General features: G+C 42.5%; 16 protein-coding genes. 2 read left to right on the top strand and 14 right to left on the bottom strand.

Going from position 1 to position 17,255, the window contains the following annotated elements; genetic code table 11:
• Positions 1–186 precede the first annotated feature (186 nt).
• The 3 genes from E0Z06_RS03870 to E0Z06_RS03860 are packed head-to-tail and all read right to left on the bottom strand — an operon-like array spanning position 187 to position 2,098.
• Entirely contained in the window at positions 187–1,122 is a 936-nt protein-coding gene (locus E0Z06_RS03870; RefSeq protein WP_132582069.1) for a GGDEF domain-containing protein, read from the bottom strand.
• Entirely contained in the window at positions 1,122–1,736 is a 615-nt protein-coding gene (locus E0Z06_RS03865; RefSeq protein WP_132582067.1) for a chemotaxis protein, read from the bottom strand. Before E0Z06_RS03865 ends, E0Z06_RS03870 begins: the two co-directional genes overlap by 1 nt.
• Positions 1,733–2,098 carry a response regulator gene (locus E0Z06_RS03860; protein WP_132582065.1) on the bottom strand — a complete coding sequence of 122 codons (366 nt, stop codon included), beginning with the start codon at positions 2,096–2,098 and terminating at the stop codon, positions 1,733–1,735. The genes E0Z06_RS03865 and E0Z06_RS03860 overlap by 4 nt, the downstream gene beginning before the upstream one ends.
• Before the next feature lie 182 nt (positions 2,099–2,280).
• On the opposite strand from E0Z06_RS03860, the gene E0Z06_RS03855 reads away from it, so the two are divergent.
• Positions 2,281–4,023 (top strand): ATP-binding protein, encoded by a 1,743-nt coding sequence (locus tag E0Z06_RS03855; RefSeq protein ID WP_132582063.1) that lies wholly within the window; start codon positions 2,281–2,283, stop codon positions 4,021–4,023.
• A 50-nt stretch (positions 4,024–4,073) separates the two neighbouring features.
• Complete coding sequence (locus tag E0Z06_RS03850; protein WP_132582061.1) at positions 4,074–4,973, top strand: recombination-associated protein RdgC; 900 nt, start codon at positions 4,074–4,076, stop codon at positions 4,971–4,973.
• A gap of 11 nt (positions 4,974–4,984) precedes the next feature.
• Here the strand turns inward: E0Z06_RS03850 and E0Z06_RS03845 are convergent, their stop codons facing one another.
• From E0Z06_RS03845 to fabV, 11 genes are all read right to left on the bottom strand, one after another.
• Complete coding sequence (locus E0Z06_RS03845; RefSeq protein WP_132582059.1) at positions 4,985–5,827, bottom strand: HDOD domain-containing protein; 843 nt, start codon at positions 5,825–5,827, stop codon at positions 4,985–4,987.
• Between the two features lie 41 nt (positions 5,828–5,868).
• On the bottom strand, positions 5,869–8,502 hold the full coding sequence (locus tag E0Z06_RS03840; RefSeq protein ID WP_132582057.1) for a hybrid sensor histidine kinase/response regulator: 2,634 nt from the start codon (positions 8,500–8,502) through the stop codon (positions 5,869–5,871).
• A gap of 109 nt (positions 8,503–8,611) precedes the next feature.
• A complete protein-coding gene (nqrM, locus tag E0Z06_RS03835) occupies positions 8,612–8,824 on the bottom strand; it encodes a (Na+)-NQR maturation NqrM (RefSeq protein WP_132582055.1) in 213 nt (70 codons plus the stop codon).
• Between the two features lie 10 nt (positions 8,825–8,834).
• Complete coding sequence (locus tag E0Z06_RS03830) at positions 8,835–9,860, bottom strand: FAD:protein FMN transferase (protein ID WP_132582053.1); 1,026 nt, start codon at positions 9,858–9,860, stop codon at positions 8,835–8,837.
• A gap of 62 nt (positions 9,861–9,922) precedes the next feature.
• Positions 9,923–11,155 carry an NADH:ubiquinone reductase (Na(+)-transporting) subunit F gene (gene nqrF, locus E0Z06_RS03825; protein WP_132582051.1) on the bottom strand — a complete coding sequence of 411 codons (1,233 nt, stop codon included), beginning with the start codon at positions 11,153–11,155 and terminating at the stop codon, positions 9,923–9,925.
• 18 nt (positions 11,156–11,173) lie between these two features.
• Positions 11,174–11,782 (bottom strand): NADH:ubiquinone reductase (Na(+)-transporting) subunit E, encoded by a 609-nt coding sequence (gene nqrE, locus E0Z06_RS03820; protein WP_132582049.1) that lies wholly within the window; start codon positions 11,780–11,782, stop codon positions 11,174–11,176.
• Positions 11,783–11,792: 10 nt separating this feature from the next.
• Entirely contained in the window at positions 11,793–12,422 is a 630-nt protein-coding gene (locus tag E0Z06_RS03815) for an NADH:ubiquinone reductase (Na(+)-transporting) subunit D (RefSeq protein WP_132582047.1), read from the bottom strand.
• Positions 12,415–13,200 (bottom strand): Na(+)-translocating NADH-quinone reductase subunit C, encoded by a 786-nt coding sequence (locus tag E0Z06_RS03810; protein WP_132582045.1) that lies wholly within the window; start codon positions 13,198–13,200, stop codon positions 12,415–12,417. The genes E0Z06_RS03815 and E0Z06_RS03810 overlap by 8 nt, the downstream gene beginning before the upstream one ends.
• Entirely contained in the window at positions 13,193–14,398 is a 1,206-nt protein-coding gene (locus tag E0Z06_RS03805) for an NADH:ubiquinone reductase (Na(+)-transporting) subunit B (protein WP_132582043.1), read from the bottom strand. Before E0Z06_RS03805 ends, E0Z06_RS03810 begins: the two co-directional genes overlap by 8 nt.
• 2 nt (positions 14,399–14,400) lie before the next feature.
• Positions 14,401–15,738 carry a Na(+)-translocating NADH-quinone reductase subunit A gene (locus E0Z06_RS03800; protein ID WP_132582041.1) on the bottom strand — a complete coding sequence of 446 codons (1,338 nt, stop codon included), beginning with the start codon at positions 15,736–15,738 and terminating at the stop codon, positions 14,401–14,403.
• A gap of 320 nt (positions 15,739–16,058) precedes the next feature.
• Positions 16,059–17,252: an enoyl-ACP reductase FabV gene (gene fabV / locus E0Z06_RS03795; protein WP_132582039.1), complete on the bottom strand. Its 1,194-nt coding sequence runs from the start codon at positions 17,250–17,252 to the stop codon at positions 16,059–16,061.
• Positions 17,253–17,255: the final 3 nt, after the last annotated feature.

Here is a 17,255-nt window from a genome sequence, read left to right as displayed (position 1 = left end):
TGACATTTGAGGTCACGGGTCTTTTTTAAAGACGACACACCGCTGACCTCCTACCCCGAAGGGTTGGTGGTGGTAATAGTGGTGAGTGCTATCGTTGTTATTTTCATCGTCATTAATATGCACAGACTAAAACACTTCTGTCAATAATTAATAGCGACTATATTTTAAGAATTATGAATGCCAGTTTTAATCCGCTGTCCAAACTGCAACTTGGTTACGCCCTAATCGCTTTGCATTATACAGTGCCATATCAGCTTGCTGTATTAACTCATCGGCAGTTTGGTTGGTATAACTGGCAACGCCAATACTGATAGTAACCGCGATAGATTGGCCATTAAACAGTATTTTTTGCGCAGCAACGGCGGCGCAAATTCGATTTGCAACCAATTGCGCGCACGCCAAATTAGTTTCTGGTAAAATAATACCAAACTCTTCACCGCCATAGCGACCCAGCAAATCAGTATCACGTAATAACTCAGTAATCATTGCTGACAGCTCAATAAGCACGGCATCGCCACCTTGATGGCCATAGCGATCATTCAATTGCTTAAACTTATCAAGATCAAATAATAATAAAGATACCGGGTGTTGGTAACGAGCCGCGCGCTGTGTCTCGTATTCTAATTGCGATTGCCAGTAGCTGCGGTTATATACGCCGGTTAAACCGTCAGTACGATTCGCCAGCTCTAGCATAGACATACTTTGCTGCAACTGATGCTGATATACATAAGCATCGGTTGCATCTTCTATTAACAGACACACATACTGCGATACGCCATCAGGCGCAGTTAACGGCAACATACTGCAGTTTTGCGCCATATACTCGCTATCACTACTAACTGGCCGCAGATGAGGTAATTTAATAATATATTGCCGCTGCTCCCAACTACTAAACGCGGGAGCCTGCAACGCCAACACGCCGTCTAATTTGCGCCTTAGCCAAGCTTCAGGTAAACCAGAAAAAACAGTGTAAACCAGTTTGCCTTCAACTTCAGCCAGCTGCAGATCGGCACGCCTAGTGATAAACTGATTTAAAAATACAACGTTATGTTGACTGTCTAAAATCAACACACCGGTATTTAGCTGTGAGAGTAGTGGTTGCAATAACCAATCAAGTTGCACTAGAAATTTGCCAGAATCTTATCCAAAATGACACGCAAGCGTAGCACTGCTTCGCCTGGGATCAGCAAGATCATGTCACAGTTAAAACTATAATCGATCAGTTGATAACGAATATCTACTTGTAATGCTAGCTGCCACTGTTTAGCGGTTGATGCTAGCTTTTCCGCAAAATGTTGATCACGGCTTGATAAAATACGTGGTGCAGCGTACGAGAAATTGTTTTCTAGTTGTTCGGCCAAACCATTTAGAAAGGTTGTCGTTAAAATAGAACTGATATCAGTCAGCATTTCTGCTTCAGAGCTATCGTCATTATTGTAACCAAGCAGCTTAGCTATAGTATCAACATTGGCTAGTTGATACAGCATAATGGTTTCACCACGCAAGCCGTGATCACCAAAAAACCCCAAGCTAATCATAGTCATGCTTTGTTGTGGATAACGGTTAGCAAAATGCGTAGGCAAATAGTCGGTCTTCACCAGCTTGATCGCTGGCACTTGTAAATGCACTAGCGTATTAAGATAGCGAGCAAGCTTATCGCTGGCTAAGCCCATAGCTATATTTACTAGCTCTTGCAAACCATCACGTTGCTCTTCGCTAAAACTAAAATCTGTCATATTAGGCCATACTTATGCATAACATCAGTCAATTTAGCCGCATTTGCTGGTTTTTGAATAAAGGCTAATGCGCCCAAGTCCATTACTCGCTTTTGCATTTCTGGCTGAATATCTGCTGACACGACAATAACTAAACAGTCCATGCCCTCTGACTTTATTGCTTCAAGTACGCCAATACCATCAAGTTCTGGCATGGTTAAATCAAGAAACACGATACCCACTTCTTGAGTACGCAACATAGCCAAGGCTTCCAAGCCATTACTCGCGGTAATAATGTTGGCATCAAAGTCTGCCGGCAAAGATTTTTTTAGCTGATTACGAGCGAGTAAAGAGTCGTCACATATTAACGCGGTTAAAGCCATTTACTACTGCCTATTTTGTCGTCTTAAGATTGGCGCCATTGGTGAAAAAATATATACATTACGCCATCATAAAGCAACATATACGCTATAAATAGCCTATAGCCGTATACGCTATTTGCAAACCACTGGTTATTCGTTATTGTGTACAATAATGCTAATTTTCTTTACCACAAGGTTTTCTCATGCAGCATAAAAGCTTATCTCGTAAGCTGTTAACCAAGGTATTGTCTGTTTATTTTATTTTAACTTTTGTTGTTACATTAGGACAAATTGTTGCGGAGTACTTTAATACTAAAGCACATATCAATGGTGAATTAGAAACGCTGCAGCAAACGTTTTCTGGCAGCCTAACGCGTGCTATTTGGGAGTTAAATACCCAACAGGCGATGATCATCGCCGATGGCTTATTAGCTATTCCAGCAATTGAAGGCATTATTGTGCGTGATGACAGCGGTGCGGTAATTACGCAACTGGGCCGTTATATCAATATACAAGAGCGCTTTAGTACCCAATTAGTCCGTGAAGGCGTTAGGCTTACCGAACAACAATCCGGCATCTTTGGTTATACTTTCCCGCTTATTTTTGAGTTCTCTGGCCGCGCTACTCAAGTAGGCGACGTTACGCTATTTTCAAGCCGCGCAGTGGTTATTGACCGAATAAAAGTAGGCATTTACTTTTTAGTTGGCAATGCCATGTTAAAAACCACATTTTTAATCATTTTATTTTTAATGGCATTTCGTAAACAGCTTACTGTGCCGCTAGCAGAGCTTACCCAGCAGATAGAAGATATAGAATTAGACCAGTTAGATGGCGCTAGAATTGAAATTCAGCACGACGATAGCTCGGAACTTAGTGTTACTGCTGATGCGTTTAACCGTTTAATCAGCCGAGTACAAGATTACAAAACACAACTAGAAACGACACAAAAGCAACTATTACTATCTAATGAAAAACTAGATCAGCAAAATCTGATGTTAGAACAAGATGTTGCTCGCAAAACGTCTGGCTTAAGCCAAGCCATGATGGATTTACAGCAGCAAAAACAAGAGCTTGAAGTAAAACAACAAAGCTTAAAAGAAGAAATTGAACGACGTCGTCATATTGAAGATGCGCTACGTAGCAAGCAAACAGAACTAGAGAAAATTGTTGAAGATTTAAAGCAGGCACAAGACAGGTTAGTGCAATCAGAGAAAATGGCCGCACTAGGTGGTTTAGTGGCGGGTATTACCCATGAAGTAAATACGCCAGTAGGCATTGGCGTTACCGCAACCAGCTTTTTAGACGAAAAGTTACAAGCTTTAGCCATAGCTTATAACGATAAAACCCTAACACCAAAAATGCTGGAAAGCTTTATTGAAGAGGCAGGCCAGAGTACCGAATTGCTGCAATCAAACTTAATGCGTGCCTCTGAGCTAATAGCAAGTTTTAAACAAATTGCGGTAGACCAAGCCAGCGAGGCAATTAGAACCATTAACTTGTTTGACTACCTAAACGAAATTATTCGCTCATTACAGCCTAACTTTAAAAAAACGCATCATCAGATTGAAGTAAACTGCCCTGATAATATTATCTTAAACTGCCCTGCTGGTGCGATCTCGCAAATATTCACTAACTTACTAATGAATTCGTTGATCCACGGTTTTGAAAATATTGAGAATGGTTTAGTACGCATTACCGTATTAGATGAAGACGAAAACGTGGATATTAAATACAGTGATAATGGCCGAGGTCTGCCACCAGAGCAATTAGACAAGCTATTTTATCCATTTTTTACCACTAAACGCGACCAAGGGGGCAGCGGTTTAGGCACTCATATTGCCTACAACTTGGTGCGCCAAACCTTAGGTGGCAGCATTCAGGTAAGTAGCGAACTCGGAAAAGGTTTGCATTACCATATTTGCTTCCCAAAAAATCTAAAAATCTAGGTTGGTTCCGCGCTATACTGCCGGCCATGTTTTTTGATGGATGTTAAGATATGTGGTTTAAAAATGTTCGTGTGTATAAGCTTAGTGCACCACTAAGTACTGATGTTGCGGTATGGGATCAAGCTTTAGCCGAGTTTAAATTTGCGCCGTTAAGCGCGCAAGAATTGGTAAGAAGCGGCTTTAGCTTTCCATTACACCCAAGTATTAAGCACTATAGTCACATTAATGGTCAGATCATATTTTTCGCCGTAAAACGCCAAGAAAAAATTCTTCCGGCGGCGGTAATTAACGAAGAAATGCAGCCCAAGCTAGAAGCTTTAGAGCAAGAAAAAGGCCGGCCGCTGAGTAAAAAAGAAAAACAAAGTTTAAAAGAAGAGCTTCAGCTTAGCTTATTGCCACGAGCATTTAGCCGTTCAAGCCTAACTCAAGGCTATTACGATCCAGAAAATCAGTGGCTAGTGATTAACAGCAGTAGTGCTAGCAAAGCCGAAGATATTTTAGCTTTACTACGTAAAGCTCTAGGCTCTTTGCCCGCGCTACCTTGGCTTGATACCCACAAACTAAACACACATTTACAGCTCTGGTTGCAAGACAAGGCCTTGCCCCAAGGTTTCAGTTTAGGTAGCGAAGCTGAGCTTAAAGCACCGGACGAAGAAGGCGCTAAGGTAAAATTTAGCAATCATTTACTCAGTGCTGATGAAGTACAAAGCCACTTGCAGGATAAATTAGTAACCAGCATCAGCTTAGAGCAAAATGACAACCTATCTTTAGCAATAGCTGACGACGGCGCAATAAAACGGATTAAATTTCACGATTTAATTACCGGCCAAAATGAAGAACTTGGCTGGGAGGATTTAACCGCTCGTCTTGATGCTGATCTATTACTGATGACTGCAGCGCTAAATAATGCCTTACTAAGCATTAGCCAGCAGTTAACCGCTGCAGAGTAATATCACACTAACTAGCTAAAGATTGCGCGCACATCCTGATATACCGTCTGTATATCAGGATGTAGCATAAAGTTTTCCTCGGGCACCATTTGCAAATTTATGTAGTGTTGGAGTAAGCGTTGCTGTAGTTCTTTATCGCTATAACCATCACGGGCAATATTCGCCAAACGAATAAAATCGGTATAATCTGGCCCTGGATTACAAGGTGCTAATGTCTGCCATGTTCTGGCAACTTCGTGAAAGGGTTCCGCAAAGCCCCAGGCAAACAGTATTCGCACACTGACTTCGATCGCTAAGTTGCTGGCTAAAAACAATAAAAACCGTGAATCCCCTAACAGATCTTGCTGCCGCTCTGCCTCACTAATTAACGGCAAAGCCCCTATGTTATGCACTAGCGCCATTAAGGTTAAAATATCTTTGTTTAAACCGGTGCGGCCAACTTTACTATTATAAAAGGTAAGGCAGGCAGCCGCGATGCTGGCTACTTCTATGCTGTTTTGCCATAAGGCATCAAGTTGACGCTGCACTTCTTTGTGTTGTGACACAAAAATTTGCTCTAGTGCCATGGCAATAGCAATGTTACGAATTTGACTTAAGCCAATTCGAGTAACAGCTTGGTTTAGTGTGTTTACTTTAATCGAGCGGCCCATAAATGCACTATTTGCCACTCTGATCATTCTGGCGGCTAATGCAGGGTCTTGGGCAATAACATCGGCCATTTCATTAAGGCTAATATCAGGCTCTGCAGAGCGCTGTCGTACCTTTAATGCAACATCAGGCAATGTCGGCAGTAACAATTGGTCGTGCTGAATTTTATGCTGCAAGATCTGAAGCAGTTGTTGTTGCGCTGTCATACTATCTCCTTCATTAACCGCATTTACCCAATGGGCTGCCGTTATCGCATAATAATCTGCGTCATACTGTTAAGTAGCGTGTCACACATAACATTTTGCTGCTTATTAGCAGATCGTTCAAGTTCACCGGCCAACACAGTTAACTCTGGATAGCCCATGCTGCCTGCACTGCCTTTAAGGCTATGCGCCGCGTAAGCTAATTCGTGCCACTTAGCGTCAGTAAAATAACTCTGCAGCTCTTGTAGCAGCAGGGGTAACTGCGCAGTAAATTGCTGTTTTAACGCCTGCATTTGTGGATCTAAAGCTAATTGTTGCGTCAACTTGTCGGCATTTGATGCCATTCGGTTGCCATATTTGGCTAATATCGCCATTAATTCTGCTTGTATTACTGGCTTAGGTAATAAGCCCTGACAGCCCGACGCTAGATAACGTTCTAGATCCTCTGACATTACATTTGCCGTTACCGCAATAATGGGCGTTAGCACACCCGCAGCTCTAATTAAACGGGTCGCTTCTTCGCCTCCCATTAATGGCATTTGCATATCCATAAAAATCAGATCAAAATTATCTGTTAATGCTCGTTCAACCGCTTTTTGGCCATTATCAACTACTTGGCAACTGACATTAGCTTTTTCTAACATCAGCTGCAACAACAACTGGTTATCAAGGTTGTCTTCTGCAACTAAAATATGCAGCTTATGTGTAGTCTGCGGTTCGGAAAGAATATTAATTTGACTCGTTGCTGCTTTAACATAGTTATCAATTAATGTTAAAGGCATCGCGTTACAATTAAACTGTAATTCAAAACAGCTACCTATGCCTTTAACACTTTCTACATAAATATTGCCGTCCATTTGTAGCATTAATTGCTTTGAAATACATAAGCCAAGCCCAGTTCCGCCATAATGGCGAGTTACGGTAGCATCTGCTTGAACAAAGGGTCTAAATATCCTACTTAATTCTTCTGGCGTCATGCCAATGCCGGTGTCTTTAACTTTAATCGATAACTGCTTCAGCAGTACATCAAAAGATACCTCAATAACAATTTTACCTTTTTGCGTAAATTTCACCGCGTTGCTGGTTAGGTTCAGCAAGACTTGGCGAAAACGCAACGCATCGGTATAGAGCTGCGCGGGTAAAGGAAAATTAAGTTTAAGCTGGCACTGCACACCTTTTGCTTCTGCTTGGCTACGGGTAAGTAAAAACACGTCATCAATTAATGTTAAGCCACTAAATGCTTCATAGTTTAACTCTAGCTTTTCCGCTTCAATTTTTGATAAATCAAGAATATCGTTAATTAATCGCAGTAAATGATCGCCGCTTTTTAGCACGCGCTGTAAATAATTCTGCAATTTGGCGGTATCTGTTTCGCTCTGTGCTTGCTCTGAAAAACCAATAATCGCCGTTAACGGCGTGCGTATTTCATGGCTCATATTAGCTAAAAATACGCTCTTTAACCGGTTAGCTTGCTCAGCAGTTTCACGAGCTAATATTAACTCTTGGTTAGCGGCTTCAAGCTCATCATTAGCACGAGCTAAGTCATGGGTTCGGCGCAGTACTTTATCTTCTAACTGCTGTTTATAAGCGCGCTCACGCTCTCGATATACGCGAAGCTGCCTCACCATTACGTTAAAAGCCGCAAACATGTCACCTAATTCGTCTTGCTTTTTTACTTCAAGCAACGTAGATAAATCACCGCGACCGACAGCCGTTTTTGCTGCAGTTAGCCGCTTAATAGGTTCAAAAACGTTACGGATCAGCAACCAGTAAACTAGCAGTGGCAAAATAATAGATATCGCTAAAGTAAACAAAATTAGCGAAAAAGATAATGCGCGTTGCGGGGCCATCAGTTCAGTTTCATCAATACCGTAAAGTAACTGAAATGCGCCAGGTAAACTTTTACCTAATAAAATCCGTTGTTGTCCTAACAAAATATCGGACGTAAATTCATCAGTATCGATGCTGCGTTGAATGGCTCGAAAGTTACTCGGTGCAAACGCGCTGCCTATTAGTGCTGAATTATTCGCGTAGGTGATAGTTGCTGCCCGATTAATTAGCAAGGTAACACTATTTGGTGTGTGCCGATAACTGACTACTTCGTCAAACAGATCGGGTTTCACCACAACAACCAGATAACCCCAAAGACGACGAGTTTCAGTAACTGAGCTGCCATAAAGCTTGTGAGCAAAAAATAGCTGTAGCCGTTTGCTATCAGCGTCTTCTGCTAAAAAATAGCCAGCCTTGTCTACTTGCGCCTGCAGTGAAGAAAAATATTCGTTACGAAACCGGTTAGGTAACGACGAATACGTGGGTTTTGCCGGTAATTGTAATTCGTAATCACCGTTTAAATTAATCAGCTTGAGCGATAGAATTTGTGGATCTGCGACAACAAACTGACGAAATTGTTTGTCTACTTCACTGAGTGATAGCGCATTGGGTTGCTGAATGTACTGTTGCAGCAGCGGGCTTTGTGCCAGCATGCCAAGTCGAATTTGTTGCTGTTGCAAGAACTGACTAAGCATCTCTTGCTGTGTTGTTATCGCTTTATCTGCATTAAAATAGAGTTGCTGTTGTAAATACTGCTTACTAAAGTGATACGCCATATAGCCGAACAACATCACAGGTAGCACCAGCAACGGCAGCATGTAAGCAACTAAAGTGTCACGTAATTTCATCCCTGCCCTGACGTGGTTAGCACGTGGTGTTACCCTGCACCCTTATACCCAGAGCTACAGCATAACCAGTGCATTAACTTGCGACAAGCACTACATGACTAATAGGCCGTTAAACAATCTTATTTTCCTGCCAAAATTTTTCTTTGGCTAAACGGTTTTTGCGTGCTTCACAGGGATCGGCGCAATCACAGGCTTTGTCTATACCTAGAGCATCTAAGCCACCACAACTGCCGCCAATAGTTTTACGTTGCATTAAATAGCCCAGTGCCATGGCAACGACTACTAGCAAAAATAAACCAAACGTCATTAAAAATAGGGTCATGTCGGCCTCACTACTCAGTTAAAAAAGGTTTAAACGCATCAGATGCTAGCTCTATAAAGCCATCATCAGTTTTAACCACTAACAATGCTGCTATATTATACCGATTTGCGAAAATAATAGCTTCATCTGATGACATAACATTTAGTGCTGTAGCATAGCCATCTGCTGTCATACAAGATGGATGTAACACGGTAGTTGATACCGTATGATGCTGAATAGGTTTACCGCTTCGTGGGTCAATTAAATGCGAATAGCGAACCCCCTCAGCTTCAAAGTAATTACGGTAATCCCCTGACGTAGCCACTCCCATATCACCCGTTTGTAGAACGCGCTGCATAGTTTGTCCAGCATTTACCGGTTTTTCTATCGCAATTTTCCAAGGTTGAGCTGACGGCTTAGTGCCCTTGATGCGCATTTCGCCACCAATTTCGACTAAATAATTAGAGATGCCATTTTGCTCGAGTATTTCTGCAACCCTGTCAACACCATACCCTTTGGCAATGGTCGACAAATCGACAGCTAAACCGGGTACTGCTTTTATAAGCCCGTTATCGGTTAACGTTAATTTTTCATAACCTACTACCGCGCGTGCTTGATCAATATCAGTTTGTGACGGCGCTTTTTCAACACGCCCTTTAGCACCAAAGCCCCATAGTTCAACTAATGGGCCAACGGTGATATCTAACACGCCATCGGTCTGCTGTGCCAGCCTTAATGCTTCAGCTACCACTAGCCTAGTCGGCTTCGATATAGCGAAGGCACTGGCGTCGTTATGATGGTTAAAGCGCATTAGCTCTGATTCAGGTCGGTACGTTGACATTAAATCATTAATTAATTCTAGTTCGGTATCCAGTTGCTGTTGTAAATCGGTGCTATCTATAGGGCTATCGTCATAATACTTAACCACATAATAGGTACCCATGGTATTGCCATTTAGCTGTACCTGCTCGCTCGCTGGCTTTGCAGGGCTGCATCCCGAGATTACCAACAGACAAATAGTAATAAACCAGATTTTTATTAATGAATATGCGTGCATATAATATCCAGAAAGCAGAAGGGGCTGCCTTACGGTCGCCCCTTTTGTTGTTGCGTTGTCTATTAGCCGCCGAAGTCGTCTAATAGAATATTGTCGTCTTCTACACCAAGGTCTTTAAGCATGCTAATTACTGCTTTATTCATCATTGGTGGGCCGCACATGTAGAACTCACAGTCTTCTGGCGCTTTATGATTTTTCAGGTAGTTTTCATAAATTACGTTATGAATAAACCCTGTGTAACCAGTCCAGTTATCTTCAGGTTGTGGATCTGATAAAGCAACGTGCCATTCAAAGTTCGGGTTTTCAGCCGCAAGCATATCAAAATCTTCAACGTAGAACATTTCACGCTTAGAGCGAGCACCGTACCAGAAGCTAACTTTACGAGTGGTTTTTAAACGACGCATTTGGTCAAAAATATGCGAGCGCATCGGTGCCATACCTGCACCACCACCAATAAACACCATTTCTGCTTCGGTTTGTTTAGCGAAAAACTCACCAAATGGGCCAGAAATAGTGACTTTATCACCTTCTTTTAGGCTCCAAATATAAGATGACATTTTACCGCAAGGTAAGGTCAAGTTATTTGGTGGCGGCGTCGCAATACGCACGTTCAGCATAATAATGCCTTCCTCTTCAGGATAGTTCGCCATTGAGTAAGCGCGAATTGTTTCTTCGTCTACTTTTGACTCTAACGTGAAGAATTTAAAGCGCTCCCAATCACCACGGTATTGCTCTGGAACATCGAAATCTTTGTACCTAATGTGATGCGCTGGTGCTTCAATCTGAATATAACCACCCGCACGGAAAGGCACAGACTCGCCATCTGGGATCCGCAGCTTCAGTTCTTTAATAAACGTAGCCTTGTTATCATTAGAAATGACTTCACATGCCCACTTTTTAATACCGAAGATTTCTTCTTCAACTTCAATTTCCATGTCAGTTTTTACGTTTACCTGACAAGATAAACGACAACCTTCACGGGCTTCACCTTTGGAAATGTGGCCTAATTCTGTTGGTAGTATTTCACCACCGCCAGACTTAATGTGTACTTTGCACTGACCGCAAGAACCGCCGCCACCACAAGCAGACGATAGGAAAATACCTTTGCCTGCTAACACGCTTAATAATTTACCGCCCGCTTGCGCCTTTATGGCTTTTTTCGGGTCGCCGTTAATACCTATGGTAATGTCACCTGTAGCAACTAGCTTAGATTTTGCCGCTAATATAATTAGCACTAATGCTAAAATCATTAGGGTAAACATGCCAACGCCAAGAAATATGTCTAAATTTTCCATCTTGTGTGCCTTTACCCCTTACAGTGAAACACCAGAGAAAGACATAAAGCCTAACCCCATTAAACCAACCATTAAGAAAGTAATACCCAGACCACGTAAACCTTGTGGAATATCTGCATACTTTAATTTCTCACGAATACCTGCCAGCAACGTAATAGCTAACATCCAGCCAATACCGCTACCTAAGCCAAATACTACGCTTTCACCGAAGTTGTAATCACGTTCTACCATAAAGGCTACTGCACCAAAAATAGCACAGTTAACGGTGATTAACGGTAAGAAAATGCCTAAAGCGTTATATAAAGCTGGGAAAAACTTATCTAAGATCATCTCTAGAATTTGTACCAGTGCCGCAATAACACCGATATAGGTTAAAAACCCTAGGAAGCTTAAATCAGCTTCAGGAAAGCCAGCCCAGTCAAGTGAACCTGGAGCTAACAAATTCTGATATACCAAATTATTTACTGGTACTGAAATACCTAATACCACTGTTACCGCAACCCCTAAGCCAAAAGCCGTAGTGATTTTTTTAGAAACAGCAATAAAGGTACACATGCCTAAGAAAAATGATAATGCCAAGTTTTCAATAAAGATGGCACGGATGAATAGACTAATATAATGTTCCATCAATATCTCCTTAGGCCTTCTCTACCTGTTCGGTACGGAAGGTACGTAAAATCCAGATAAAGCCGGCAATGATAATGAATGCACTTGGTGGCATTAACAGTAAGCCCATAGGCTGATACCAACCGCCGTCTTTAACCAATGGCAGTATCTCAAAACCAAATACCGTACCTGAACCGCCCAGTTCACGAATAAAGGCCAGTGCCATAAGCACAACGCTATAACCTAAACCGTTACCAATACCATCTAAAAAGCTGATAACTGGCGGGCTTTTCATGGCATAAGCTTCAGCACGACCCATTACGATACAGTTAGTAATAATTAAGCCAACAAACACCGACAGCTCTTTGGCTACATCGTAAGCAAAGGCTTTCAATAATTGGTCAACAACAATTACTAAAGACGCAATAATAGTCATCTGCACGATAATTCGTACGCTAGATGGAATGTGGTTACGAATTAACGAGATAAAAAAGTTAGAAAATGCGGTTACTAGGGTAAGTGCAATACACATTACCAAGGCTTTATCCATTTTCGTGGTTACCGCTAGCGCAGAACAAATACCAAGTACTTGTAATGCGATAGGGTTATTTGCAAATACCGGCCCAAACAGAACGGTTTTAATTTCTTTTGCGTTAGCCATTGTTTAATGCTCCATCGCGAACTTTAGCCAGAAACGGGGCAAAACCCTTAGCACCAGCCCAGAAATCGAAAGTATATTGCACACCCTTACTGGTTAAGGTTGCGCCCGATAAACCATCTACTTCAAATGCTGAATCAGCACTGGCATTGCCTGGTTTAACCACTTTAATTGCTGGTTTACCTGATGCATCGAGTAATTTTTTACCATCAAATTGCGCCGCCCATTTCGGGTTTTGCACTTCACCACCTAAGCCAGCCGTTTCGCCTTGCTCATAGTAGTTAAGACCTTTAATAGTAGTACCGTCAGCCCCTAATGCTAAGAAAGCGTGCATGGTAGACCACAAGCCATAACCATGAATTGGCAGCACAATGGCTGATAATTCACCTGACTCAATGCCTTTATCATAAGCAAAATATACTGGCGCAATATTGGCACGGCTTTTTATTGAAGCCATGTCATCTTCAGCTGCCAAACGCTCGCTTTTTGCTGGGTCTTTCATTGCTTTTCGATAGTCGTAATCTTTTGGTTTTTCAACCAGCTCACCGCTATCTAAGTCAACAAAACGTTCAGAAATATGCGTGTTGTATAACTCATTAATATTTGAGCCAGACAACAAGCCTACCACTGCAAGGACGTTTTTCTGTGAATCTAGTAGTTTATTCGCTATCTGTTGTGGGCGCAGCTGCACTGCAGCTGTTGATACGATTACCGCACAGATCAGACATAAAGAAATGACTACGATCAGCGTTTTGCTGATGCTATCGTTATTACTAGACATTACGTGCCAGCCTCCGTTTGATATTAGCTTGTGCCACGAAGAAATCGAACAGTGGCGCAAACAGGTTTGCAAACAGTATTGCTAACATCATACCTTCTGGATATGCAGGGTTAGCTACACGGATCATTACCACCATAAAACCAATTAAAATACCGTACGCCCATTTACCTTTGTCAGTAAACGACGCTGATACTGGGTCGGTTGCCATAAAGAACATACCAATGGCAAAACCACCTAATACCAAATGCCAATGCCAAGGCATAGCAAACATGGCATTAGACTCTGAGCCGATGGCATTAAACAGGTAAGCGCTTAGCACCATACCTACCATGACACCCAACACAATGCGCCAAGAAGCAATACGGAAATAAATAAGGGCTAAACCACCGACTAATAAAGCCAATACTGAGGTTTCGCCAACTGAACCTGGAATAAAACCGTAGAATGCATCCCACCACACCTGCATGTTTGCTGAGTAATCTAACTCACCGGCAGCGGCTTTACTTAACCAAGTCGCGCCTGAATAGCCGTCAGCCACTGTCCATACTGCGTCACCAGAAATATTCGCTGGATAGGCAAAGAACAAAAACGCACGGCCAGCTAATGCTGGGTTTAAAAAGTTACGGCCAGTACCACCAAATACTTCTTTAGCGATAACAACACCAAAGGTAATACCCAGCGCAACCTGCCATAATGGAATAGTTGCTGGCAGAATTAACGCAAACAAAATAGAGCTAACAAAGAAACCTTCGTTTACTTCATGTTTACGCACGGTAGCAAATAATACTTCCCAGAAGCCGCCAACAATAAAAGTAACTGCGTAGATAGGTATAAACCATACCGCGCCGTACCACATTTTGCTGATCCAGCCAGAATCGGCCGATAATGCACCACCAAATAATTGATAAAGTGCAACCTGCCACGTATCCGGCGTAGCAAAACCAGCCTGCAAAGCAATTACTGCCTGATGGCCAACGTTGTACATACCGAAAAATAATGCTGGAAATAATGCCAGCCAAACGAAGATCATGATACGTTTCAAATCGATACTATCACGTACGTGGGTACCGTTTTTTGTTACCAGACCTGGGGTATAAAGCACAGTAGCAAAGGCTTCATACAGCGCATACCACTTTTCATATTTACCGCCTTTTTCAAATGACGGTTCAATGCGCTCTAAAAAATGCTTCAAACTCATGATTAGCCTTCCTTCTGAATGGTCGTCAGGCAATTACGTAAAATGATGCCGTAATCGTATTTACCTGGGCACACAAAGGTACACAGCGCCATATCTTCTTCATCTAACTCTAAGCAACCCAGCGTTTGTGCGCCATCGGTATCACCAGAGACCATGTCACGAAGCAGTAACGTGGGCAGAATATCCAAAGGCATTACGCGCTCATAATTACCAATAGGTACCATGGCACGGGCTGAGCCGTTGGTTGTAGTCGTCATCTTGAATAACCGCTTTGGATTCAAATGTGACAAATACGCCCGAGTTACCGAAAACTTGGTTGCACCTGGTGCTATCCAGCCTAAAAACTCTTTTTCAAAGCCTTCAGCTAATACCGATACTTGAGTATGGAACCGGCCAATATAACCGTGCACGCCATGAGCTGTTGCACCAGATAATACTGAACCAGAAATAATACGGTTCTGCCCTTCAACCAGTTCGCCAGCCGTAAGCTGAGCAACTGAAGCGCCAAGTACAGTTTTAACTAAACGCGGGTTCTTAACCGCTGGGCCAGCTAAAGCAATAACACGCTCGCTATGTAATTCACCGGTAGTGAATAACTTACCAATAGCAATAACGTCTTGATAACCAATATGCCAAACCACTTTTTTCGCACTTACTGGATCAAGCGCATGAATATGCGTGCCAACTAAACCTGCTGGATGTGGGCCAGAAAACTCTGCCACTTGCGCCTTGCTTACGCTTGGAACATTAGCACCAGCTTTCTTTGCTAGGTAAAGTTTACCGTCGGTCAAAGTAGCCAGTATGGTTAAACCTTGAGTGAAAGCATCGCTATTTGCAGCAATTATTACGCTTGGGTCAGCAGCAACCGGATTGGTATCCATTGCGTTAACGAAGATTGCCCGAGGCGTGCTGTCAATAGCCGGCGTTTGGCTAAACGGGCGGGTACGCAGAGCAACCCAAAGCCCTGAATCAACCAAATTCTGCGTAACTTGCTCGCGACTTAAGCCACTTAGCTGGTCTGCAGAATATTTAGCAAATTGCACCGCATCATTACCTGCAGCTTCAATAACTACAGATTGCAACACGCGCTTTGCGCCACGGTTAATTTCTTTAACAGTGCCTGCCAACGGAGCAGTAAACTTAACGCCGGGTGTTTTCTTATCTTCGAAAAGTACCTGACCTTTTTTTACTGTATCGCCAACATCAACCGACATGGTCGGACGCATACCAATATACTCTTCGCCTAATACAGCGACAGTGGTAATGGCATTGCCCGTACTGATCTCTTGTTTAGGACTGCCCGCCAGGGGAATGTCCAAGCCTTTCTTGAGTTTTATCATACGTACTTGCACTACTATTTTGGGAAGAAACAGGGCCTTGTTTTTCAGCTGCGCAATGCGCAGCGCATCTGGTTTGGTTTATCAGGGTTTCCCACTGTTTATTTTTATACCAGATACACGTGTTTAAAGTCGCGGATTCTATCATTATTACCACGACCTATCTATGCTAATGCGTAAATTTTCCAGCAAACTACCTACACAATTCCACCATTGGTCTAACCTTGCCGCCTGACTCTTTTAATGGCTTATTGTGACAAGTTTTGGACAATTTTAGCGCATTTCTGTATAAACAAAAGCCGCCATTAGGCGGCTTTTGTCTGTTAAGCACTGATATTTTTTAGCATAACTAAAGGTGATACCTCAGCATCATAATTTATTTGGTTATAACCAAAACCAAATAATCTAAGAAATTCATTATGATAGCCTTTATAGTCAGTCAACGTATCAATAGAGTCGGTTGTTACCTGGCCCCATAAGTCTTTTACCGTTTGCTGAATATGATCACTTAACTCTTTACCATCCATACGTAAACGCCCTACTTCATCTAAAATAGGCTTGTCTGTATATAATCCCTGACGAAATAGTGCATTAATCTGTTCAATACAGCCTTCGTGTGAGCCTTCTTCTTTCATTACGCGATACAGTAAAGAGATATACAGCGGCATAATAGGAATAGCTGAACTAGCTTGTGTCACTAAGGCTTTTAACGATGCAACATAAGCCTTACCTTTTTTAGCACTTAACTTGCTGGTAATGTCAGCGGCGGCGCGGTCTAAATCTTCTTTCGCTTTACCAATGGTGGCTTTGCCATAAATTGGCCAAGTTAATTCTTTACCCGTATAGGTATAGGCAACCGTTTGACAGTTATCTGCCAGCACATTTGCAGCATTTAACTGATCTAACCAGCGCTCCCAATCTTCGCCGCCCATAACTTTAATGGTTTGATAAATTTCATCATCATTAGCCGGCTCAACTGAAATATCTTCAATTTCGCGCTTACTCGTGTTTAGCGTTTTAGCGGTATAGGCTTGGCCAATAGGCTTAAGTACCGAACTAAACACTTCACCTGTTACTGGGTCTTTACGGCGCGGTGCTGCAAGGCTATATACTACTAAATCAATTTTACCCATTTCGCGGCTAATAATATCAATGGTCTGTGCTTTTAACTCATCGGTAAACGCATCACCATTGATATGCTTGTTCCATAAACCTTCAGCTTCTGCTGCTTGTTCAAACGCAGCAGTATTATACCAACCTGCTGAAGCCGTTTTAGTTTCGCTAGGTTCTTTCTCAAAGAAAATGCCCAGTGTTTTTGCGCCAGAGCCAAAAGCGGCAGTAATGCGCGATGCTAAACCATAGCCGGTTGAAGCACCAATTATCAGCACGTTTTTAGGGCCGTTAGCTACCGGGCCTTGCGCTTTTATATAATCTATTTGTTCTTGCACATGCGCGGCACAGCCGACAGGATGGGCGTTAGTACAGATAAAACCACGTATTTTAGGTTGAATAACCATGAC

Source organism: Rheinheimera sp. D18 (assembly GCF_004345025.1).
In the GTDB taxonomy this organism is placed as follows: domain Bacteria; phylum Pseudomonadota; class Gammaproteobacteria; order Enterobacterales; family Alteromonadaceae; genus Alishewanella; species Alishewanella metallidurans.
This window is presented reverse-complemented; position numbering and strand designations above follow the sequence as displayed.